General features: G+C 34.4%; 24 protein-coding genes and 1 pseudogene. 11 read left to right on the plus strand and 14 right to left on the minus strand.

All coding sequences use genetic code 11. The features are described 5' to 3' along the window. Positions 1 to 8 precede the first annotated feature (8 nt). The 7 genes from QRY57_RS01375 (at position 9) to QRY57_RS01405 (ending at position 3,684) form a co-directional block, all read left to right on the plus strand. Positions 9 to 155: a hypothetical protein gene (locus QRY57_RS01375; protein ID WP_286015224.1), complete on the plus strand. Its 147-nt coding sequence runs from the start codon at positions 9 to 11 to the stop codon at positions 153 to 155. Then, the gene (locus tag QRY57_RS01380; protein WP_286015225.1) at positions 125 to 517 is read left to right on the plus strand and encodes a hypothetical protein; all 393 of its coding nucleotides are present in this window, start codon (positions 125 to 127) and stop codon (positions 515 to 517) included. Before QRY57_RS01375 ends, QRY57_RS01380 begins: the two co-directional genes overlap by 31 nt. Before the next feature lie 205 nt (positions 518 to 722). Further along, positions 723 to 1,166: a molecular chaperone DnaJ gene (locus tag QRY57_RS01385; protein ID WP_286015226.1), complete on the plus strand. Its 444-nt coding sequence runs from the start codon at positions 723 to 725 to the stop codon at positions 1,164 to 1,166. Between the two features lie 44 nt (positions 1,167 to 1,210). Further along, positions 1,211 to 1,621: a hypothetical protein gene (locus QRY57_RS01390; protein WP_286015227.1), complete on the plus strand. Its 411-nt coding sequence runs from the start codon at positions 1,211 to 1,213 to the stop codon at positions 1,619 to 1,621. Next, on the plus strand, positions 1,621 to 1,902 hold the full coding sequence (locus tag QRY57_RS01395) for a helix-turn-helix domain-containing protein (RefSeq protein WP_286015228.1): 282 nt from the start codon (positions 1,621 to 1,623) through the stop codon (positions 1,900 to 1,902). Before QRY57_RS01390 ends, QRY57_RS01395 begins: the two co-directional genes overlap by 1 nt. A 229-nt stretch (positions 1,903 to 2,131) precedes the next feature. Next, positions 2,132 to 3,292, plus strand: a complete 1,161-nt coding sequence (locus QRY57_RS01400; RefSeq protein WP_286015229.1) for a ParM/StbA family protein — start codon at positions 2,132 to 2,134, stop codon at positions 3,290 to 3,292. After that, complete coding sequence (locus QRY57_RS01405) at positions 3,292 to 3,684, plus strand: hypothetical protein (protein WP_286015230.1); 393 nt, start codon at positions 3,292 to 3,294, stop codon at positions 3,682 to 3,684. The genes QRY57_RS01400 and QRY57_RS01405 overlap by 1 nt, the downstream gene beginning before the upstream one ends. 58 nt (positions 3,685 to 3,742) lie before the next feature. Here the strand turns inward: QRY57_RS01405 and QRY57_RS01410 are convergent, their stop codons facing one another. Further along, a complete protein-coding gene (locus QRY57_RS01410) occupies positions 3,743 to 4,327 on the minus strand; it encodes a hypothetical protein (RefSeq protein WP_286015231.1) in 585 nt (194 codons plus the stop codon). Between the two features lie 109 nt (positions 4,328 to 4,436). Then, a complete protein-coding gene (locus QRY57_RS01415; RefSeq protein WP_286015295.1) occupies positions 4,437 to 4,907 on the minus strand; it encodes an endonuclease domain-containing protein in 471 nt (156 codons plus the stop codon). Between the two features lie 383 nt (positions 4,908 to 5,290). Here QRY57_RS01415 and QRY57_RS01420 point away from each other — a divergent pair, with 383 nt between their 5' ends. Continuing rightward, entirely contained in the window at positions 5,291 to 5,512 is a 222-nt protein-coding gene (locus tag QRY57_RS01420; protein ID WP_286015232.1) for a helix-turn-helix domain-containing protein, read from the plus strand. Positions 5,513 to 5,550: 38 nt separating this feature from the next. Here the strand turns inward: QRY57_RS01420 and QRY57_RS01425 are convergent, their stop codons facing one another. The 3 genes from QRY57_RS01425 to QRY57_RS01435 are packed head-to-tail and all read right to left on the minus strand — an operon-like array spanning position 5,551 to position 7,690. Continuing rightward, on the minus strand, positions 5,551 to 6,204 hold the full coding sequence (locus QRY57_RS01425; protein ID WP_286015233.1) for a replication-relaxation family protein: 654 nt from the start codon (positions 6,202 to 6,204) through the stop codon (positions 5,551 to 5,553). After that, positions 6,191 to 7,354 (minus strand): FtsK/SpoIIIE domain-containing protein, encoded by a 1,164-nt coding sequence (locus QRY57_RS01430; RefSeq protein ID WP_286015234.1) that lies wholly within the window; start codon positions 7,352 to 7,354, stop codon positions 6,191 to 6,193. The genes QRY57_RS01425 and QRY57_RS01430 overlap by 14 nt, the downstream gene beginning before the upstream one ends. Positions 7,355 to 7,366: 12 nt before the next feature. Further along, positions 7,367 to 7,690, minus strand: a complete 324-nt coding sequence (locus QRY57_RS01435; protein WP_286015235.1) for a hypothetical protein — start codon at positions 7,688 to 7,690, stop codon at positions 7,367 to 7,369. A gap of 471 nt (positions 7,691 to 8,161) precedes the next feature. Between QRY57_RS01435 and QRY57_RS01440 the strand changes: the two genes are divergently transcribed. The 3 genes from QRY57_RS01440 to QRY57_RS01450 all read left to right on the plus strand — a co-directional run bounded on the left by QRY57_RS01440 (position 8,162) and on the right by QRY57_RS01450 (position 9,637). Then, positions 8,162 to 8,824 (plus strand): hypothetical protein, encoded by a 663-nt coding sequence (locus QRY57_RS01440; protein ID WP_286015236.1) that lies wholly within the window; start codon positions 8,162 to 8,164, stop codon positions 8,822 to 8,824. Positions 8,825 to 8,836: 12 nt separating this feature from the next. After that, positions 8,837 to 9,268 carry a hypothetical protein gene (locus QRY57_RS01445; protein WP_286015237.1) on the plus strand — a complete coding sequence of 144 codons (432 nt, stop codon included), beginning with the start codon at positions 8,837 to 8,839 and terminating at the stop codon, positions 9,266 to 9,268. Positions 9,269 to 9,472: 204 nt separating this feature from the next. Next, positions 9,473 to 9,637 carry an aspartyl-phosphate phosphatase Spo0E family protein gene (locus QRY57_RS01450; RefSeq protein WP_286015238.1) on the plus strand — a complete coding sequence of 55 codons (165 nt, stop codon included), beginning with the start codon at positions 9,473 to 9,475 and terminating at the stop codon, positions 9,635 to 9,637. A 154-nt stretch (positions 9,638 to 9,791) separates the two neighbouring features. On the opposite strand, the gene QRY57_RS01455 is transcribed toward QRY57_RS01450, so the two are convergent. The 9 genes and pseudogenes from QRY57_RS01455 to QRY57_RS01495 all read right to left on the minus strand — a co-directional run bounded on the left by QRY57_RS01455 (position 9,792) and on the right by QRY57_RS01495 (position 19,644). Next, entirely contained in the window at positions 9,792 to 10,148 is a 357-nt protein-coding gene (locus QRY57_RS01455) for a hypothetical protein (protein WP_286015239.1), read from the minus strand. 55 nt (positions 10,149 to 10,203) lie between these two features. Continuing rightward, a pseudogene (locus tag QRY57_RS01460) lies at positions 10,204 to 10,708 on the minus strand (hypothetical protein). A 259-nt stretch (positions 10,709 to 10,967) separates the two neighbouring features. After that, the gene (locus QRY57_RS01465) at positions 10,968 to 11,189 is read right to left on the minus strand and encodes a hypothetical protein (protein ID WP_286015240.1); all 222 of its coding nucleotides are present in this window, start codon (positions 11,187 to 11,189) and stop codon (positions 10,968 to 10,970) included. Positions 11,190 to 11,358: 169 nt separating this feature from the next. Beyond that, positions 11,359 to 11,529 carry a DUF3961 domain-containing protein gene (locus tag QRY57_RS27065; RefSeq protein WP_432804048.1) on the minus strand — a complete coding sequence of 57 codons (171 nt, stop codon included), beginning with the start codon at positions 11,527 to 11,529 and terminating at the stop codon, positions 11,359 to 11,361. 161 nt (positions 11,530 to 11,690) lie between these two features. Further along, positions 11,691 to 11,858 carry a hypothetical protein gene (locus QRY57_RS01475; protein ID WP_023441362.1) on the minus strand — a complete coding sequence of 56 codons (168 nt, stop codon included), beginning with the start codon at positions 11,856 to 11,858 and terminating at the stop codon, positions 11,691 to 11,693. 702 nt (positions 11,859 to 12,560) lie between these two features. After that, positions 12,561 to 15,647, minus strand: coding sequence for a type I restriction endonuclease subunit R (locus tag QRY57_RS01480; RefSeq protein ID WP_286015241.1), 3,087 nt, complete (start codon positions 15,645 to 15,647; stop codon positions 12,561 to 12,563). 99 nt (positions 15,648 to 15,746) lie between these two features. Further along, a complete protein-coding gene (locus QRY57_RS01485) occupies positions 15,747 to 17,000 on the minus strand; it encodes a restriction endonuclease subunit S (protein WP_286015242.1) in 1,254 nt (417 codons plus the stop codon). A 17-nt stretch (positions 17,001 to 17,017) separates the two neighbouring features. Beyond that, the gene (locus QRY57_RS01490; protein WP_349775660.1) at positions 17,018 to 18,568 is read right to left on the minus strand and encodes a type I restriction-modification system subunit M; all 1,551 of its coding nucleotides are present in this window, start codon (positions 18,566 to 18,568) and stop codon (positions 17,018 to 17,020) included. 542 nt (positions 18,569 to 19,110) lie between these two features. After that, positions 19,111 to 19,644 carry a competence protein CoiA family protein gene (locus QRY57_RS01495; protein ID WP_286015243.1) on the minus strand — a complete coding sequence of 178 codons (534 nt, stop codon included), beginning with the start codon at positions 19,642 to 19,644 and terminating at the stop codon, positions 19,111 to 19,113. Between the last annotated feature and the right edge of the window lie 142 nt (positions 19,645 to 19,786).

Below are 19,786 nucleotides of genomic sequence, written 5' to 3' on the forward strand. Positions count from 1 at the left end.
GGGACGTTATGACAAAAGAACAGCTACTAGAGCTTGCGGAAGAAATTTACCAACAATCATTTGAAGCAAATAACTTTTATGAAATAATGATGCAATTAGCGTTAAAAAACTTCTTGATCGATGTATGGAGTATAAAAAATTTTCAACTGAATTGACAGTAAATGGACCGACACCAGAAGTCTTTTTTAAATCCAGAAAACAGGAATATGAACAATTCGAAAAAGATAACAGCTTAGACTGGTTGTATACTCAAAGAGATAAAATATATAGTCATAATACTAGGCAGGCTATGAGAAACATGGACAAATTGATTGAAGAAAATCCGTTAAGAAGAGAGCAAATAAAACAATTTATTGATTTCTCACTTCAACTAAGTCAAGGTGTCATTGCTTATTTGACAGGCATATCAAAACCTTCATCCCCAGTCAATATTTCTGATTTGAAAAATACATTGATGTTGGTTCGTATAGGGAATCAATATAAAGAGACTTATATTAGTGAAAAGTTTCATAAATAAATCGTTGAAAAAGAATAGAGTCATATAATTATAGTCCTGTTGCAATTAAAGCCAGGGCTTTTGTTATGCTATTTTTAACCCTCAGAAACAACTTCAAAAAAATTCAAAATAAGTAAAAAAATACTTGTTTTGTGCGCTAGCGCATGATAGAATATAATTAATAAATGCGCTAGCGCATTAAAATATTAAAAAGGAGCTGTTGACCATGAAATTTTTTCAAAGTGTCACTTCCATCGAAGAATTAAAAAAGCAATATAAGAAACTAGCAAAAAAACATCATCCCGACTTAGGCGGAAAACATGAAGACTTTATCGCATTAAAGAAAGAGTATGACAGACTTTTCGAACAACTACATAGTAACTCTGGAAAGCAAAACACTGGAGCATATCAAAACATTATAGATGAACTTATCAAATACGATATTGAAATTGAGATTATTGGGACCTGGATTTGGCTCACAGGAAACACTTACTCATTGAAAACTGAATTAAAGAAACTTGGATTTAAATGGGCATTTAAGAAAAAGGCTTGGTATTGGTATGAAGGAGAGTACAAGAAGTTCCATAAAAAAGACTTCTCGCTCGACGAAATCAGATCAATGCACGAGGTAAAGAGAATTAAGAAAAACAAGCCAAAACTTGAAGCATAAGAGGGGATTCCCCCTCTTATCTTTCCAAAAAAGGAGATGTCCACATGTATGTAAATGCAAATTGTGAAAAATTCAAGCACATTTATGATATGAAAAGATTGAAGAGTTATAGTGACATGGTTGATCGGGATATAGAAAGGTTAGAAGAAATAATAAAAAAGCTTAAAAATTATCAAATGGATATATATGAACATGCTCAAACTGTTATAAACACTGAATTTATAAGTATTATAACACTTGTCAGAAGAAGAGATTATTATACAAATCATGTGAAATACCATGTACAACTAGAAATGCGGCCAATCGTTGGCACAGATTATATAGAAAATGAACGGGTGTACGGTTTTTATAAACATGAAAAAATGTTCACAGGTAGAGAACGTCACCTGGCTTTAAAATATGCGGATCAGCTCGCAAAGCAATATCATTGCGAAATTGAAAGGAAGGGATTTTGATGCAAAGAAAATTTAGGCTTCCAGACGATGTCTGGGAGCAATTTCTAAAAAAAACAAGTGCCCCAGGCGAAACATTACGCCTATTGGTCATTAATTACAATAATGATGATAGCGACCCATTACAAGAAGTCATGGGCGTTGAAGAAGCCGCCGAAAAGTGGGCTATGCCACCAGGAACAATTAAGAATTTATGTGCTGCGGGAGAAGTAAAAGCCAAAAAAATAGGTAACAGATGGATTATTTCAAAAAGACAGTCAGCCCCACGACCTAAAAACAATTAAACTATGTAAAAATCAATAAAAGTCAATACAAATGAATACAAGTGAATATGAATCAATACGTAAAACGCTTGTATTTTAATGATTTTTATAGATTTTTACTGATATTTTTGTATTGACTTGTATTAAATTGTGTTAATTTGTATGTAATTGTATTGACTTTTTAGAAGTATTTAGCATATAATGGAATCAAGAAAAACGATAACAAATAATCTTTAGGAGGTTTTTATATATGGTAATTCTTAAAGCTGGTGCAGACGCGGGGAACAGTGGTTTAAAATTAAATGTATTAGGGCATGATCCTTTATTCATACCAAGTATTTATTCACATCATATTGGAGAAGCAACAAACATTTTAAGTGAGGAAGATGTTTCTGTTGAGGAATTAGAAAATAATATTGATGTTACAATATCATCCCCTACTTTAAAGGCAAACAATATGCGTTATATTATTGGTCAAAAAGTGATTGATGAAAACATTAAAGGTATTGAAATGGAAAAGAAATCAGATAAATCGAAAGATGATCTTGTGCTACTTGTTACATTAGCTGGTTTAGCAATTACCGCTATGAAAAAACAGCAAAATAAAAATAAAATTGATGTTACGTATGATCTTTCTGTTGCATTACCTGTCGCAACAATCACTCCTCAAACAGCACAAGAATTTGTAGAGCGTTATATGAATCATCATACGGTAAAATTCCACCACCCAAGCGGACGTGAAGTAGTAGTTAATATCCAAATTGAATTTTGCAAATGCTTACCAGAAGGCGCGGCGGGTTCATGGGGAATCGTTTATGATGAAAAAGGTAAAACCATTAAAAGAAAAGTTGAAGCTACAGAGGGTAAAACCACAGAAATAGACTTTGTTGACAAAACAATCTTATCTTTTGACATCGGCGCTGGTACGACAGAAGAAGTTGTTTCACAAGGGGTTAGCTTTAAGCACAAAATGAGTCGTGGCTTACCATATGGAGTTAAAGAAACTTTACTTGATATCATCAAAGTTTGGAACTTAAACAATAAACAAAAAACAATAGACAGTATTGCTGAATTTAACGCTATTTATCTAGATTCTGAACATCCTCGTCATATTCGTTTAAAAGAGGCATCACGCGGCGCATTACTAGGTTTAGCCAATCGAATCGCAACTGATATTATTAATAAAATTGATGATATGAAAGACGATCCGTATGTATTCATTTACGGTGGCGGTGCGGCGATTGTAAAAGAAAGCCTACAGCAAATTTTAGAACAAAAAGGACGTTTAACAAATGTTATTTTCTTAAAAGACTCACTTTTCGTAAATGCACGCGGATTGCTTGTGTACACATGCTCACCAAGATTTGAAGAATTAAAAGAAAAAGCGCTTGCTCCTGTCGGTGAAAAATAATGGCTCGTAAAATATACAAAGCTGGTGATAGAGCAAATGTCTATATTAAGAAAGACATTTCACCAGAAATGATCGATTTTATTAACAAACAAAGCGATTTAACAATGTTCTTTTTGTATGCGGCGCAACAACTTCACAAACAAATTGGCGATACAGACGTAGCGGAAATTCTACCGCGCAAATATACTTTTTCATTAGATGCTGAAACAAAACCTTTAACGACAGGACCGACAAAGCAAGATGAAGAGTCACAGCCTATTCATTCATCTACCTTAGATCAAACACATGTCGAAACAAAGAAAGATATAGCGAAGCCTGGGGAAGCCCATGAAGAACAAGAAGAGAAATCCTGGGGTTCTCTAAATGATTTAGACGATGATCCATATGCATAATGGATTCAAACAAAAAGAGTTGCTTATATAAATGCAACTCTTTTTGTTTTGTATAAGTTTAAAATAACCCAAATAACTTCTTCCTTTTAGGTTCGGTATTAGAACTATCTGTTTTAGCATTAAGCTTTTCTAATTCTGCCATAATACCATCCAGTTTTTCCTCTAAATCCTGGTTCCGTTTACGCTCTGTTTCGAGCTCTTTCCGAACAAGTTCATTACTTTGACGTTCCATCTCAAGTTCTTTTCGAAAACTTATAAATTGAGTTCTTATATCTTCGAAAAAACTTTGCATTTCCTGTGATACAACTTGTATCGCGTGTCGCTCCTCTTCACCATGAACCCTTGTCACAGCAACCTCCGAAGCCGCCACACCCTGTATCGCACGATTTTGCTGTGTCATCAACACAGTGACAGCATGACTCAAAGAAACCTTTGTTTTTCCCCTAATCTCCTTCAAAGTATTAAAAACCGTCACATCATCCGCGTGATACAGTCGTGTATCGCCATCTTTATTGAACTGATACCCTTGTTTTTCTAATTCTAAACTATATTTTCTAATTGTACTTTCCGCTAAATTGGTGATACGGGAGACATCTATTGTTTTCAAATGCACTTCACTTACAACATCATCATTCTTCTCCATATCATCACCTCCACTATAGTGTTGCTACACTTGTACTATAGTACCATTGTACTAATTTCTAGTGGGAATTTATATATGGTTTGTAGTTTAAATAAAAATTAAATGATGTTTATTCTTGTTCTGATAAAACAAATGTCTCTTTTTTAGATGGATATATCTCATATTCATTTAATGTGGCTTCAACTAATAATATCTGTTTTTCGAAATCGTTCTTTAATTCAATATCTGTGATGCGAATGATTTTCCATCCATTTGCTTTCATATATTTATCACGTGTTCGATCCCGTTTTATTCCTTCTGGTGTCCGATGGAATGGTCCATCAACTTCTAAATCGATTTTTACACCAAACGGGGAAAAGAAAGCAAAATCTAATTTATAACGTGTATTTGATACTTTATACTGTACAATTGGATAATATCCTTTATAACGCAATGTATCATATACGCGTTTTTCTAGTTTATTGGCACATTTTTTCCTTTGTAAATCATGATTTGGATGATATGTGGATGAAGATGTTGTAATTTGAGCTAAAAAGAAAAACAAAAGTGTACATCCTAAAACTACTAATAAGCCAATCATATTTTTCACTCCATCAAATGTTTTAAGATAACTAACGAGAATTAGAATATCCATTATTTGTTTATTCCATCCCGCTTTCTGTTGACTTTTCTTTATACAAGTAAAATAAATGTGCCATTACTTCTATTAACAATGAATGGAGTGTGGCGGACTTTTTTTGGAAACCGCTTTGCAAAGATTTGTTGTATGATGCGTAAGTCAAATCTTTGCATTGTATGTATACCTCATTCCAAGAGAAAATATCAATAAATCGTTCGTGTGAATAATCTATTAATCTCATTTTTTCATATTTAAAATAACCCCAAGGTAAATTGAAGTGTATATAGGTTCATTTTCCTGTCCATAATTGTAAATAAAAAATTATGGATATGGGAGTGAGAAAAATGTTTTTTCGCGATAAAAGAACTAATCTAAAAAAATGGTTAGATCGACAAGGCATTGAACAACAAGAGTTAGCAAAAAAATCCAAAGTATCTACCAAAACTATAAGTAAAGCATGTAGAGACACCTCTTATATACCAAAACCAGAGATTATGAAAAAAATATTAAATTCTATAAGGAAAGTTGATCCTCATGCAAAAATAAATGACTTCTGGGACATGTAAAAAGCACAAGAAATAAAATCTTGTGCTTTTCTTCACTATTATAATTGTTTTCTTGATGATCCAACTTGCACAGAAATTGGTTTTGCCTTTGGTTTCACTTGTTCAAGAAAATCCTGTATAGAAGAGGCTTGAAAAATACGGAAATTAGAACTTGAGATAGGATATTGAGAGTCTGTGAGAATGAGAAGGGAAGGAAATACAGTGGTATGTTTGGGCTGCCAGGATTCTTTTTGCCACTCCATGCTACGAAAATAGGCTTCATAGCGGTTTATCTTGGTTTGCATAACAGCCTTGCTATAAATTGATTTTTGTACTTCAATACAGAATGGACTATTTCGCCAAATCGTAAAGATATCTGGCTCCATATATCCTTTTTTATATTTCGGTTCTACTTGGAATACTTTCGGTTTTTCTACCTTTAATAATTGTTTATACACATCTAAAATGGCTAAAAAATGCCAGATCTTTTGACTATTTTTACGGATAGGACTTGGATAGGGGAAATATATATATGGACGCTGTGAAGTGTCTACATCAACGTATTCTTCACGACATAAGCGTTTCATGACTGTATTACAGCAAGTTACCGCATTCTTTAAGTGTTTAAAATGAAGATCGATAATATCATCTCGTGACATGCAGCGGAACTGATGTAAATGGCTTAGAATCTGTTTATCTCTATTCGTTGTCATCTTCTAACACTCCAAATACTTCTTGTGTTTGGCTCTCCAAGTCTTCATTTACAGCATTTTGTTCTTTGGATAAACGATACGGTTCTACAATCTCTTTCGCTAGAGCTAAGGCCAAGAAAGGGGCTTGCACCTTCCTTATACCATCTAACTTCAAAATCATTTGGCCAGATTGTTCTAGGCTTTCTGACCCTGGCGTTCCTACAATGTTACTATTAATCGCATCTGCACATTTGAATCCCATTCGTACAGTCATATTGAGCTTTAATTTACCATCCAGTATTTTTGCGTCTGGACGTTGCATACTTAACATGAGAAAGATGCCAAGTGATCGACCAACAGCTGATATTTTTTCTATCGTGGTGATACATTCCTTTTCATCTTGTAGCATTGCTACCTCATCAATCGCGATTAAAATATAAGGAAGTTGTTCTTTCGTCGTTATTTGATTGTATTCATCGATATGCCCCAGTTCATATTCCTCCATTAACTTCCTTCTATGCAATATTTCTTTCCATAGCTTAGATAACATGTTTGCCATTTCATGATCTTCCATACAGACTTCTTTTACATGTTTCACTCTCCTTAAAAAATGAAACTCTGAATTTTTGAGGTCCCCTAAGTACAAATGAAGTCGCTCTGGTGACATGTATTGTATCAATGTAGACAAAACAACACGTACCATGCTGCTTTTTCCGCTTCCGGTTTGCCCAGCAATTAATAAATGCGGTGTATTTGCATCCACCATATCGTACACAATCTTCTTACCAAACTGATTTCTTCCAACTACGACTGGTAATCGACAATTCTTCAATAATGGCAACCATTGTTTATAGCGATACGTATATTGCTTTAAACCAGCGTGAGAATGAAACACATGGAGTACAAACTTCTTAATATCTCCCTCAATCATTAGGTTTTTCCCTAGAATCTGTTGAAAACAAAACCATTTCTTTTGAATTTGAGCTGGATCTACGCCATTAGGCAAGGTGAAAGTGTATCGTACACTTTCTTTTTCTTCAAACACATCATGAATTTTAGGGTATATAGGTATTTTCCCACCCCTTGTGACATGTTCCTCAAATAGCTTTGCTTTCTTGAATACCTCCTCTAATTGATATCTATATTTTCGCTTTTTTAACCACTCTTTCACTGTTTCTCCCCCCTATAGCATGATGAAAATACGAATCAATACATAACCAATCAATCCCATTCCACCAAGCTTCATCCCATAATATAGACCGTCTGAAACGAGCTTTGCTGAAAATACATGATTGTTTCGTATCAGGTATTTTTCCAACAATACAGCACCAATTGTCACGCCTCCTAAGATGCCAAGCGCCATATACGTATTCGCAATAGGTTGTGACATATGAAAAAAGGAAAATGGACTGATTACGCCAATACTGTATAAATGTACAGATTTTTTTCTTTTATAAGACTGATCCATAAATGAACGAAATGGGATTACTTCTTTTTTAGAGAACATAATCTTAGCTCCTTTAATGTTTATCAAACTGTGAACAAGATTCAGAGCAATATTTCTTTCCCCGATACTCCCAATATAACCAAGCTGATAAAAGACATTTACAATAATCGCATGTTTCTTCTGTTTCCATCTTGCTGTTCATTACCTTCCCTCCCTTTATAAACACGACTCAAAAACGCCTACAAACATACAGAAATAAGTGATTTCTTTTGATAGTGCTATCATGATAGATTCTTTGGTTATAAACTCGGTATTTACCTTGATAATTTCTTTGATAATGAATATTCGTTGTTGATTGTCTAATATGCACTTTCAAATGTTGTCTAATTAAATAAAAAATTACATCTTAATGGTAATATTCAAAATTTTCTTTCACTTATGATAAGATGACTATATAGCCCATATATTGGATGCTACATACAGAATCTTTTAGTTTATCGCCAAGATAAAACATAAAAGGAGGAGAACAAGGTGATTCAACTTACAGTAAAAGGTCAGCCTTCTCATATTCGTCATTTAGCTCATGATCCAGAATATCTATTTGCAATAGAATTCCATGATTTTACGAAGCAAACGACATGTATTAATAAAGAAGAACGTTCAGTTAAAGTAACAGCACTAATTTGTCCAGAACAATGGAACCAATTATTACAGATGATCGCAGAGGCCGGAGATTCGTTAGCTGATGCAAATGAAATTATAATGGAAGGAACAATGGACCACACTCCTGAAGAGGTGTATACTTTCGCTCCTGCCCATATTAAATATCGCTCTCATTTACAACAGAAACAGGAAAAAAAAGAAGCTGAAATACGTGAGGAAAAAACAACAAAAATAGCTTCAAAAGCTAAATCCACTGTATCCAAGCGTATAGAACAACTACATGCAAAATACGATGGAGTTTGTCAAAAGTGTGGTCAACGGTGTGATAAGCGGGTAGTGTCTATCAAAAAAATACAATCCAAAATGGAAATTGTTTGTCCAGATTGCAAGAATGGAACAACATTTTTAATTAGAGAAGTGAAAGATCAGTTACAACAAGAGCTTCTTCAACAAAATTTATTTTCTACAGAACAGGAAATGCTATCGTATTTTCAAGAGTTTCATTCTCAATTTGCACTTGTAAATCACTAAGAAACATATCGTATGTACTGGTCATGGGACAAGAAACAAGTATGTAAAGAAGTTCATATTTCAAAAGAAGGCACTATATATAAAGTAAGACTAAATGAAGGAGGGAGATGTATTCCTACAAAATTCTCCTCTCAAATTACTATTAAAGAAAATACATTTCGAGTTTACCATCCAACCACAGAAATGCGGATGGATAGAATCAGGGCATTATCAGATACACAGAAAGCAAGTATTGAAGCGGAAGGAGTTAAAAAACAAGTTCAATACTATGAGGCAAATAAGACGTTCTCAGAAAAGATTATTGTTAAACGAGCAGATAACTCTAAACGATATCAAGTGTTATCTGGATACGCAGCCTATCAAGCTGCAAAAAAGATAAAACCTAGACATATCTATGTGACAGTTGTTGTTGATGTGAGCAAGGAAATTGTACAGAATACCTAAAAAACAGGTTTTGTATTAGTAAAAAATGATATTTATTCAATTTTTTAGGGTTTTCCTATTTAAATAAAATAATTTTTAGTGTATTCTCTTTATTAGAGTTATTCACTTGAATAGGAACATTTAAGACAAGACCGTCGTTAACGGTCTTGTTTTTATATTTGAATATTTTTCTTATTAAAACGATATGTATAAAGGAGTTTACAAATGGAATTAACACTGTTGCATAGTTTGATAGAAGACAAAAAGAATGAATTAATTCAACTTGCTATCAAATATGGTATGAATCATGAAAAAGTGCTTTTATTAAGCCAAGAATTAGATAATTTGATTTTCAGATTCATGAAAAAACAAAATAGAATTCTTTTATGAACATTCATACTCATTATATATTTTTTCTTGAAATCTCAGTGGAAATGGGTATAACATAAAAAAGGAATTGAGTGGTCTAGACTCAATTCCTTTGGTGAAGCTATTTGCCAACGAACACCTGGTATGAGAATCCTTCATTAAATGTTGGATTCTTTTACTTTGTCTTTAACATGAAATGTAATACTGTATATGCCATTTTTCTTGCTGAACATCCTCGTTTAAGCGCTAATTGTTGTAAGAGTTTTTGTTGAAATAGTGATAATTCAATTTCTACAAAATGTTGAAAAGCATGAGATTGCCTTACAGGTACATCCTCTACATAAATATAATCTAAGCCCTCTGTTACTAACTCCGATGCAATTTGATCTAACTTTTCGTTATACAATACGAACTCTTCCAGTCTTTTATACAAATGTGGTTCTAATGAAATTAATAACTTCTTATTGTTTTTTCGGAATTTCTGTTTTTGGCCTTTCCAATAATTCTGCTCTTGCATAACTGCATGTAACATTTTAATTCCCCCATTTTATCATTTTAATTTGTATTTCTCCCTTAAAATCGAATCCCTACTTCTTATGTCTTACAGTATCAACAGCGGCTAAACAGGCGGCTACTCCCAGACGATATTCACTATATATTTTCTTGTTCACTGTTAGGTACCAGCAACCATTTTCTTTTTACACTAAAGAGATCATCATATTGCCTTCCTAATTTCTCTAAAATAAAAGTGGATTCCTCAACAGGGTTAAAATATTCAACTAGCATTCTAGTAAATGGTGTCTGATTCTTCCCCCAATATGTACCGCATTTTTCTAACCCCAAAAACTCTTTTGCAATTACATAATCTAGCCTTTCTGTTGCGACAGATAGATCATGATATGGTATCCACCAATTAGAAGAACTCATGGCCACAAACTCTTTTGTAATACTGTTGTATAAGATTTAACAGATACTAATACCTTCAAAATCATTTTTTGTAATAACAAAATCAGACTGTCTTAATTTGTTAGCTTTTTTATCAGTTGTACCGATTTCAATTTCTTCACTTTTCAACAATTGGACTGTTTTCATCACATTCAATTCTCCCTTTATTTCTTAAATAAACATGCTAAAATATTTTTGAAGGCTTATTATTTCTTATGCCCTTCACCAATACGATCACTCATCACACTTCCCCTTTCTGTTACTTCATAGCAATAGAAAGGGCTATTTGTTTGTAAAGCGGCTTTTAGTTTCTTGCATTGCATTTTGAAGTAATTTCAACTTTGTTTCTTTGCAAAGAACTCTCCATACAGATACACCAATTTTCATTTTTCTTGCCTCCCTTGTTTTACAATTCTTTCCCACAATCATGGCAAATCGTAATAGATTCATCTGTCCCTTTGATTTCGATTGTTTGATTATCTTCATGCTGACAAGAAGCTTCTTTGTCATTTTCTATCTGTTTTTTCATGTAAATTACGACCTCTTCAATGCAGTAATAACAGAGTCTTCCTAAAGCAAAGCCTTCCGCGGCAATCTCTTCGCACGCTCTACATTTGTAATCCTCCATGTGATTACTCCTTTCCTAAAGCACTAATTTACTAAGCTAACAGCAATCAACGCACTAATTAGGACCAAACCAACAAATTGCAGGGTATTCTTTATTGATTGAATCAATGTTTTATCTCCTTTCTAGAGGAATTGTTTTAAAAACAACCTTTCTTCCATATGGTTTCCCTCTAAAATCCATATAGGATACCCGAAAATAAGTAGGTGAAAAGCATCATAAAAATTGAGGTTGCAAAGAAACCATAAAACCAAATCTGATTGGAAACATTTTCTTCAATACCGAAATAACGATTTAATTTTTGTAATTTTCTGAAACAAATGAGTAAAATTTTTTCGAGGATTTAAATTTGTGGTGGGGTTGTGTTAAAATTAACTCACCACTTTTGATTTTTAAAAAGGGGTTTGTCAACACAATTCATCCTTTCTTGAATCAAAGTTTATAGGTTTTGAAAAAGTCCTTACTAAGTTGGCAGACCTGGGAAGGGCTTTTTCTTATATACTTTTACTTTTTCAATTCTTTTAGCGTTACATCCCTAAAGAACTGTGAATAGGGTTTTTCGCTATCTTCAATACGTTTCCAGGCTTCTTCTGGTAAAGTGATGGAAACTTTTTTAGTAATTCCAAGAGATGGGCGACCAGCGCCTTCTCTTTTACCTCCATGTTTTTGCATTTTAGCTCCTTTCTTGATTTAAGTTACTTTTATTGTAAATATTTAAGTTACCTAAATCAAGTTTATTTCTTATTTTTCTTTCGTATTTTTTCGACAAATCAAAAAAGCCCTATCAAGACAGGACTTTTTTACCTTCCAATATTTCATTGTCGATATCCATAATATAATTTATAAAATAATCTGGTTCTAATCCATAAGTGTTCCAATTGATATCCTCTTTTTCAATAGAGTTATGTTCATCTGGATATACACGCCATATTTTTTGTTTTACTTTAGGATTTATCCATAAATCATCATAATTACTCATAAGAAAATCAAATACAAAATGAATTTTTCTCTTGCGTTTGTCCTTTTTGGGGGTACAGCCGAGATACGTGTAAAAACAGGTCATAGCAATACATTTTTTACCAAACGTTATTTTTCGATGATATTTGCGACATAAACGTTCATTTTTGTTACAAAATAAATTACTTTGCCCTCAATCGTAGCTACGCTGGTACTGGGCTTATCAAGTTAGTATTTTAAAGTGTCCTCAAAACGAAAATTTTATTATTTTACAGTCATTTATGAGAATTCGGCTCATTTTTTGGTTTTGGGGAACAACCAATTTCTTAAGTTGATGGGCATGTATGGTGACCTCTAATACAGAAAGCGCCAAGTAAAAGTAACAAACTTTTACTTGGCGCTCTAACCGTTTCTTAATTATGAAGAGCTACGTTCATTTTCTCCCCAATTTTCGTAACATTCTTTTGCCGCATCCAGAATGCGCTCTGAGTAAAATCGCAACTGTTCACCCTTGATTTGGTGTCGCAAAAGTGTTGCACGAATGGCAAAGGAAATGCCACTATAGATGCTAGCCTTATGCGGCTTAGTCCAATCTAAATCTAGTCGACCTTTGATTTCTTTTACAACTGCCTTTGTGAGTTCAGCTAAAAACGGAATTGTAAAAATTTCGTCCTTCATCTCAGTCAATACATTTAGAATCATCATTTCGTCATCAGTCAGTTCGAAGTCTTTATACAAGTCTCTCTCCTTCTCAAACTCTTCCTTCATTTTCTTCAATAGCTCTAAAAACTGAACAGCATCAATCATACCCTTATTATATTGGTCAATATGACGCTGCAGTTTTTTCTGTAGGTTCGATTTCCCTTCCCCGTTTGGAATCTTACTTTCTACTTCATCTTGCAACAAACGTTGCAATAATCGCCCCTTCGTATTAATCGTAGGATCTTCTTTTGCACTTGCTAAAAATGTCTCATTCAAAATGCTTACATCCATCGCTTCAATTCCAAGTGCCTTTAACAAATCTACCGTACCCGTTGCCTCGATATGTTTATCCATCAACCCTTCCATCGCTTTAACTAAATCGTGTTGAGAAGTCCCACCTTTGTAATACAGGATTTTCCGTAGCTGTGAAGTGATTTCTCGATAGAAGTACACTGTAGATTTGTATGATTCAACTTCTTCTAAAGATTTTACAAGTACAAAAAGCTGATATAATTGTTTTTCAAGAGTGAAATAACGTAATTTCGCTTCTTCTTCGTACAGAACATTTAAAAAACCGTTTACAAACTGGATTTCTCCATCTTCTTTTTCTTGTCCCTTCAGGGACAAATATTGCCTCGTATCTTCCTCGTTCCAAAAATCATGAATATAGGAATGAAATTCTGTCCATTTACTTTGAAATTTTTCCAAAGCAGCGTGAAGGTCCTCAGCAATTTGACCTTCGCCACCATGTTCCGTATATCGCTTAGTCGCTTGTTTTAAAGCTTCTGAAATATGAATATAGTCCACAATTACACCGCCCGTTTTATCTGGAAATAAACGGTTCACACGTGCCACGGCTTGCATTAAGTTATGGCCTTTCATCGGCTTATCAACATACAGATACGTTACAGGTTTTGCATCAAATCCTGTTAACCACATATCACAAACGATAATCATTTTAAGTGGATCTTCTGGATCTCGCAGACGTTGTTTAATCTCATCTTGCTGCTCTTTGCTCTTAACGATAGGATACGTTTGATCATCAGGGACTTTATACCACGCTTCATTATCTTTTGCGATACTCCCCGAAATGATAATTTCGACTTGTGGTGCATTTGGCAATGCTCTCATGATGTTAAGAAGAGAAACTGCATTTTGACGTGACATACAGACAATCATACCTTTTGCAAAAGAAGAGGCGTTCTCATTAAAATGCGCCACAATATTTTCAGCAAGTTCTTTTTGCCTGTTAGGATGACCTGTAATTTTCTCTAGCAATTTCCACTGCACACGATGTTTCTTCCAAAATGCATCTTCATCCGTATCATTTTCAGCAAGTAATTCTCTTAACTCTTCTTCAAATGATTGATTATCAAGATTAAGAGGAATATGCCTAGACAAATAATAGATAGGTACCGTTGCTCCGTCTTGTACTGCCTGTTCCATATCGTACACATCAATTAATTCTCCAAATTCCGCTGTTGTACTGCGTCCAATGGCATCAATCGGGGTTCCTGTGAACGCAATTCGCATGGCATTTGGGAGTGCTTTTTTCATATTATCTCCGTATCCACCATATTGTGTACGATGTGCTTCATCTGCAAAAATGATGATATTATCAGCCTCAGAAATTAAAGGGTGTTCCTCTTCTTTGACCTTGCCTTCTGTCCCTTCAACTTCTTTTAGACGAAATTTTTCAATTGTGGTAAATATTACTTTTCCGACTGCGTTACGGAGTTCATATCGCAACTCTTCCGTCCCCTGTGCTTGTAAGATATCAGGCACTAGTTCACGCGCTTGTAGGAATGTTTCATATAGTTGATCATCTAAATCGATTCGATCCACCTGTACAACGATGGTAGGGGCTTTCAATGATGCATCCTTTAATAACAAATGCGCTAAAAAGACCATGGAGATACTTTTACCTGAACCCTGTGTATGCCACACAACGCCAATTTTCTTTTTCTTATGTACATAGCTCTCTTTGATTTTCTCATACGCCTTTAACATCCCATAAAATTGATGATACTTTGCACCAATTTTGACTCGTTTTCCTTTTGTTTCTAAGAACATAACGAAGTTTCGGATATAGAGTAATAACCGTTTTCGATTCAATAGTCCATGTACCAAAGTGGAAGCCGAACGGAGTGGATTATTTTCAATTGTCTTTCCGTCTATACTCTTCCACTCTGCAAAAAATTCATAAGCATGCTGAATCATTCCGTGCTTCGTGCTTATACCATCCGAAATTACAGAAAATACTTGATAAGTGAACGGTCTTGGAATTTGATGTGTATAGTTTTTCATTTGTTGATATGCTTCTTCAATTGTCACGTTTTCATTGTATGGATTTTTCAATTCCATCATAATAATCGGCAGACCATTCAAAAAAATGACAACGTCAGGACGACGGTTGGTTACTCCTGTAATCGACCATTGATTTACCACAAGCCAATCATTTTCCTGATCATCCCAATCCACAGGATAAAATAAAACACTCTTTTTTTCACCATTTTCCTCCCAATGAAAATACTCTCCTTTGGTTAAAAGGCGGTGGAACGCCACGTTTCGTTCCATCACATCAAAACCAGTTATATTTTCATAGATATTGAGAACACGCTGATGTTCACTGTTGGGGATTTCAGGATACTTTCGCTCTATATACCCTAAAAATCGATCTCTCAACAGAATTTGTTCACGATACTTCCAATGAAATTCAGTACTGTTCATACGTTGATAGCCCTCTTCTTCGAGCATATCCAATATCTTATACTCCAACGTACTTTCGTTTCGTTTACTCATTTCCGTCCCCCTTTATAATCTTGCATGTCTATATATAAATATAATACCAAAATATTCAAGTGAGCTAAACTAAAAAATCCGTAAGGAACACCTTACGGATTAGATAGGAATTTCACCTGATAATAAACGCGGGAGTAAAAAATCACGAACGTTTTGTAGTTCTTGAATTTGTTCCTGGTTAGCTAAAATTAAATCAAAGATTCCCTTCATTTTTATATGAAAATCTTTTAGTTCTTTCTCTGTTGGTAATATCACATTCATTTTAGAAAATGTAGTTTTATTAACATTCAGTGTCGTTGTTCCACTTGACCCCAACGTAAGCAAATCTTCCTTTTTTTCCTTCAAAACTAAGTATAAATAAAAAGTATAGTAATCTCTTAAAGGAATGACTGAATTTATTTGCTGATTTGTTTGTGAAGTCCTATAAACCAATGATACTAAACCAACCGTCGCTATACAGCTAACACAAATCGAATTTTCAGGAAGATACTTTGTTTTTTGTGATTCTGCGCCCATTTCACTTAATGTACTTTCAGTATTTAAAACATACGTTTGTCCATGCATATCAGGAATTTTAATAAACGGTATTTCTCCATTGTAATAATTTTTATTTTTAGTGGAAGGAGTTTTACCTGTAATCACTTGACCAAAATAATTTATATCCACTACTGTCCAGCCCTTTGGTATATCCCCTAACTCGCTCTCTTCGAATTCTCCATCTTGAAATGGACCAAAATCTACAAACCAATGCTTGTATAATGTCATTGCGATTTGCTCCAGTGTCTCGTTCATGCGAAGATTAAGTTCGATTTTATCATCAAAAGAGCCGAGAATTTCTCCAATTTTCCTCTGGATTGAAAATGGTGGCATAAGAAACCTATATGATTTTATTTGACCAGCACTTATATGCGGGACACCTGTACCTGTTTGAACGCTCAATACATATTCAGTAAATTTCTTGCTAGTCAGAACGTAGTACAAAAATCTTTCATCTAAAGTCTCTGTCCCACGAAGCCTTGACACTCGCTGTACTAGTAGTGATGGAAGGTCCTTATCCTGTATTCTTGAGATTTTCAAACCTGCCTCAATCCACGGACGATCCATCGCTAGTACAACATCACCAACCAGCAATCTAAACTTTTCATATTGTGCTTCATCTTCTCGTGACAAATATTTTGCTCTATCCCAGCGAAGATATTGTTGTGCAATGTTATCACCACGCAATAATTTGATATCTTCTGGATTATCTGTATATATTTTACTCTTGAAAGGAAAGCCTGTTAACAAATCCACATGATCCCCAAGAGAAACAGATCTCCATCCCTCTCTCACAGCAATCCATCCCTCTCTCACAGCAATCCCTCCCTCTCTCACAGCAATCCCTCCAAGTTCTGCTTGATTCTTTGCTGCAAGCGATTGGATTCTTCGAATTGCTCGAGTAAAAGACTTTGAAGCGTGCTCATTTTCTCTTCAAACGACACATTATCTGCCTCAGTTGCCTCTGTGCCGACATAAATACCTGGGGTGAGTTTATAATCCTGTTGGCGAACGTCTTCAAGGTTTACCACTTTACAGAATCCTTCTACATCTAGATAGGAATCATCACCGTTCGAATACGCATGATATATGTCGGCTACTTTTTGAATTTCTTCTGGCGTAAATTGAATATTTTTACGGCTTACTGGTACACCCATTTTACGCAGATCCATAAACAAAATTTTCTCTTTGTCACGTTTATTTTTATTCAGGAAAAATACACAACTTGGAATTTGCGTACCGAGAAACAGTTTCGCTGGTAATACAACGATTGCATCAATTGCCCCCATGCTAACAAGAGCTTCCCGAACCTCACGTTCTCCTTTGGAGTTGGATGTCAGTGCACCATTAGATAAAACCACTCCAGCCTTGCCATTATCATTTAAATGGTGCCAGATATGTTGCAACCAAAAATAGTTAGCATTCGAATCTGTTTTATTCTGGCTGTCACGTACCTTTAGTAAACGGGGATCGTTACCTTCAATTTTATTTGCCCCCCACTCTTTGATATTAAACGGAACATTTGTCGCAATATAATCCACTTTCACATCCGAAAAATGATCGTTTAATAAAGAGTTCCCTAAACGTAAATCTGCATCTAAACCATGTAGCAATACATTCATCTTTCCAATCAAAATATTAAACTGATTGAGCTCTTGTCCAATGAACGAAAGGCTTCCTTTTTTCTCTGCATATCGTTCAGATTGAATAAACATGCCACCGCTACCCGCTGCTGGATCCATTAAACGTCCTTCTTGAGGGTCTAAAATATGAATAATTAGATTAACAATACTAGAAGGCGTAAAGAATTCACCGCCACGTTTCCCTTCAGAAGAAGCAAATTCCGTGATGAAATATTCATACACGCGCCCTAATACATCTACGGCATCTTTGCTATTAAAAATTTCATTGCTAAATAATTCAATCAATCCCCCTACTTGTTCGTTTGTAAGAGGAGATTGTTCATACATACGTGGAAGAATACCTTCAAGAGACTTATTATTTTTAGAGATGTCAGTCATCGCATCATCCAAGATTGTTTTTATCTTATCTGAATTTTTATGTGCCCGAATATAACTCCACATCGCTTTTTCCGAAATATAAAAAATGTTCTCAGCACCTAAAGCCTCTTGAATCATCAAGTTTTTTTCATCTTCTGGAAGTGCCTCCAAATCTTCAAACGTTAAACCAAATTCTTGAAATTTACCTTCTAATACTACTTTCGCACCATTTTCATACTTCTCGCTCAACGCGTGAAGAAATAAAAGCGGTAACACATATTTTTTATAGTCACCTGGGCTTACGCTTCCTCTCATTTTTACCGAAGCGTTCCATAAATCTTGCTGTAATGAACCTAAATCACTCGATACCTTTATATCAGACAATATTCGTCACTCCTGTATGATTCGTTTCTTTGATTACTATATTTCCATTATCTAATAATAAATTGTACTTATTAGGTTGTCTATGCTTAAAAAACTCCAATCTAATACGCTCATTGAGTCATTAAGCCATGCATCAAAAAAGGAATGATGTTTACATCATTCCTAACAATTCATATATAGGGTCCCGCCAACCAAATGACATAAAACCCACGCTAAGACATTTTTTGGAAGTGAAATCCTTGATTTTCGTACGCTAAGGGTTTTCTAGGGTTACAGCCCAAATACATGTAATTTTGAGTATTAGGCTTACTTTTATTTCTAAACAAAACCTATTGAACTTATAGCTAGGTTTTATTATGTCTATTTACAATAAAGATTCTGTCTTTGTCTATTATAGGTTAACCCTAATCATCCATTGGTCGGTTACTGAAAATACTTAATTCCAATCGTATGATTAGGGTGAATGATAATACGTTAAACAATGAAATATCAGATGTACTAAGAGTTTTTACAGCAAAATAACGGATAAAAAAAAACTGATTTCAAATCATTTTGGAAATAAAAGTAAGTCTATGACCTATTTTTACACGTATCTCGGCTGAACCCCTTTTGGGGAACACACCGTAATTTACTAATAATACATATGGAACATACTTTAATGTTAAACCTTTATATGCCCAAATATTTCTTTCATCTGCTTTTTGTATCATTTCCTTAAATTCTTTTTGGTACAAAAACGCATCATTTGATTTTTGATTCCCTTTCATAATCTCCTTGCATTTTTGATATATTGGCCATAAATTTGCAACTACTTCTCTTTTAATTCGTTTTGCATTTTCTTCATCTATTTCAGTTGGATAAAGATCTTCATATTTTTTGCGACTCTCTTTACTTGTAGGACAATTAGAATGAGGATAATGTGCGAAATGATCTGCCCTGTCTGGTGTAGCATCAGCTCTTACATACATACTTTTATCACAAACTTCACATATTGCATCTTGCCCTGGATATTTTATTTTCCATTTTGAGACATGAATTTCTTCATTTGTTTCTGGATCAATGACGTAATATCCCATTACGCTTCCCCCTTTGTACCAATCTCTTTTCCCTTTATTTTACATTATAATTTCTGATTTTTCGAAATATATGTGTGTTTTATTCTAAAAATATATATGTTTAATATGTATCAGCGCTATCTCTAATACGATACAATTGAGC

The organism is Bacillus arachidis (assembly GCF_030285945.1).
Taxonomy (GTDB): domain Bacteria; phylum Bacillota; class Bacilli; order Bacillales; family Bacillaceae_G; genus Bacillus_A; species Bacillus_A arachidis.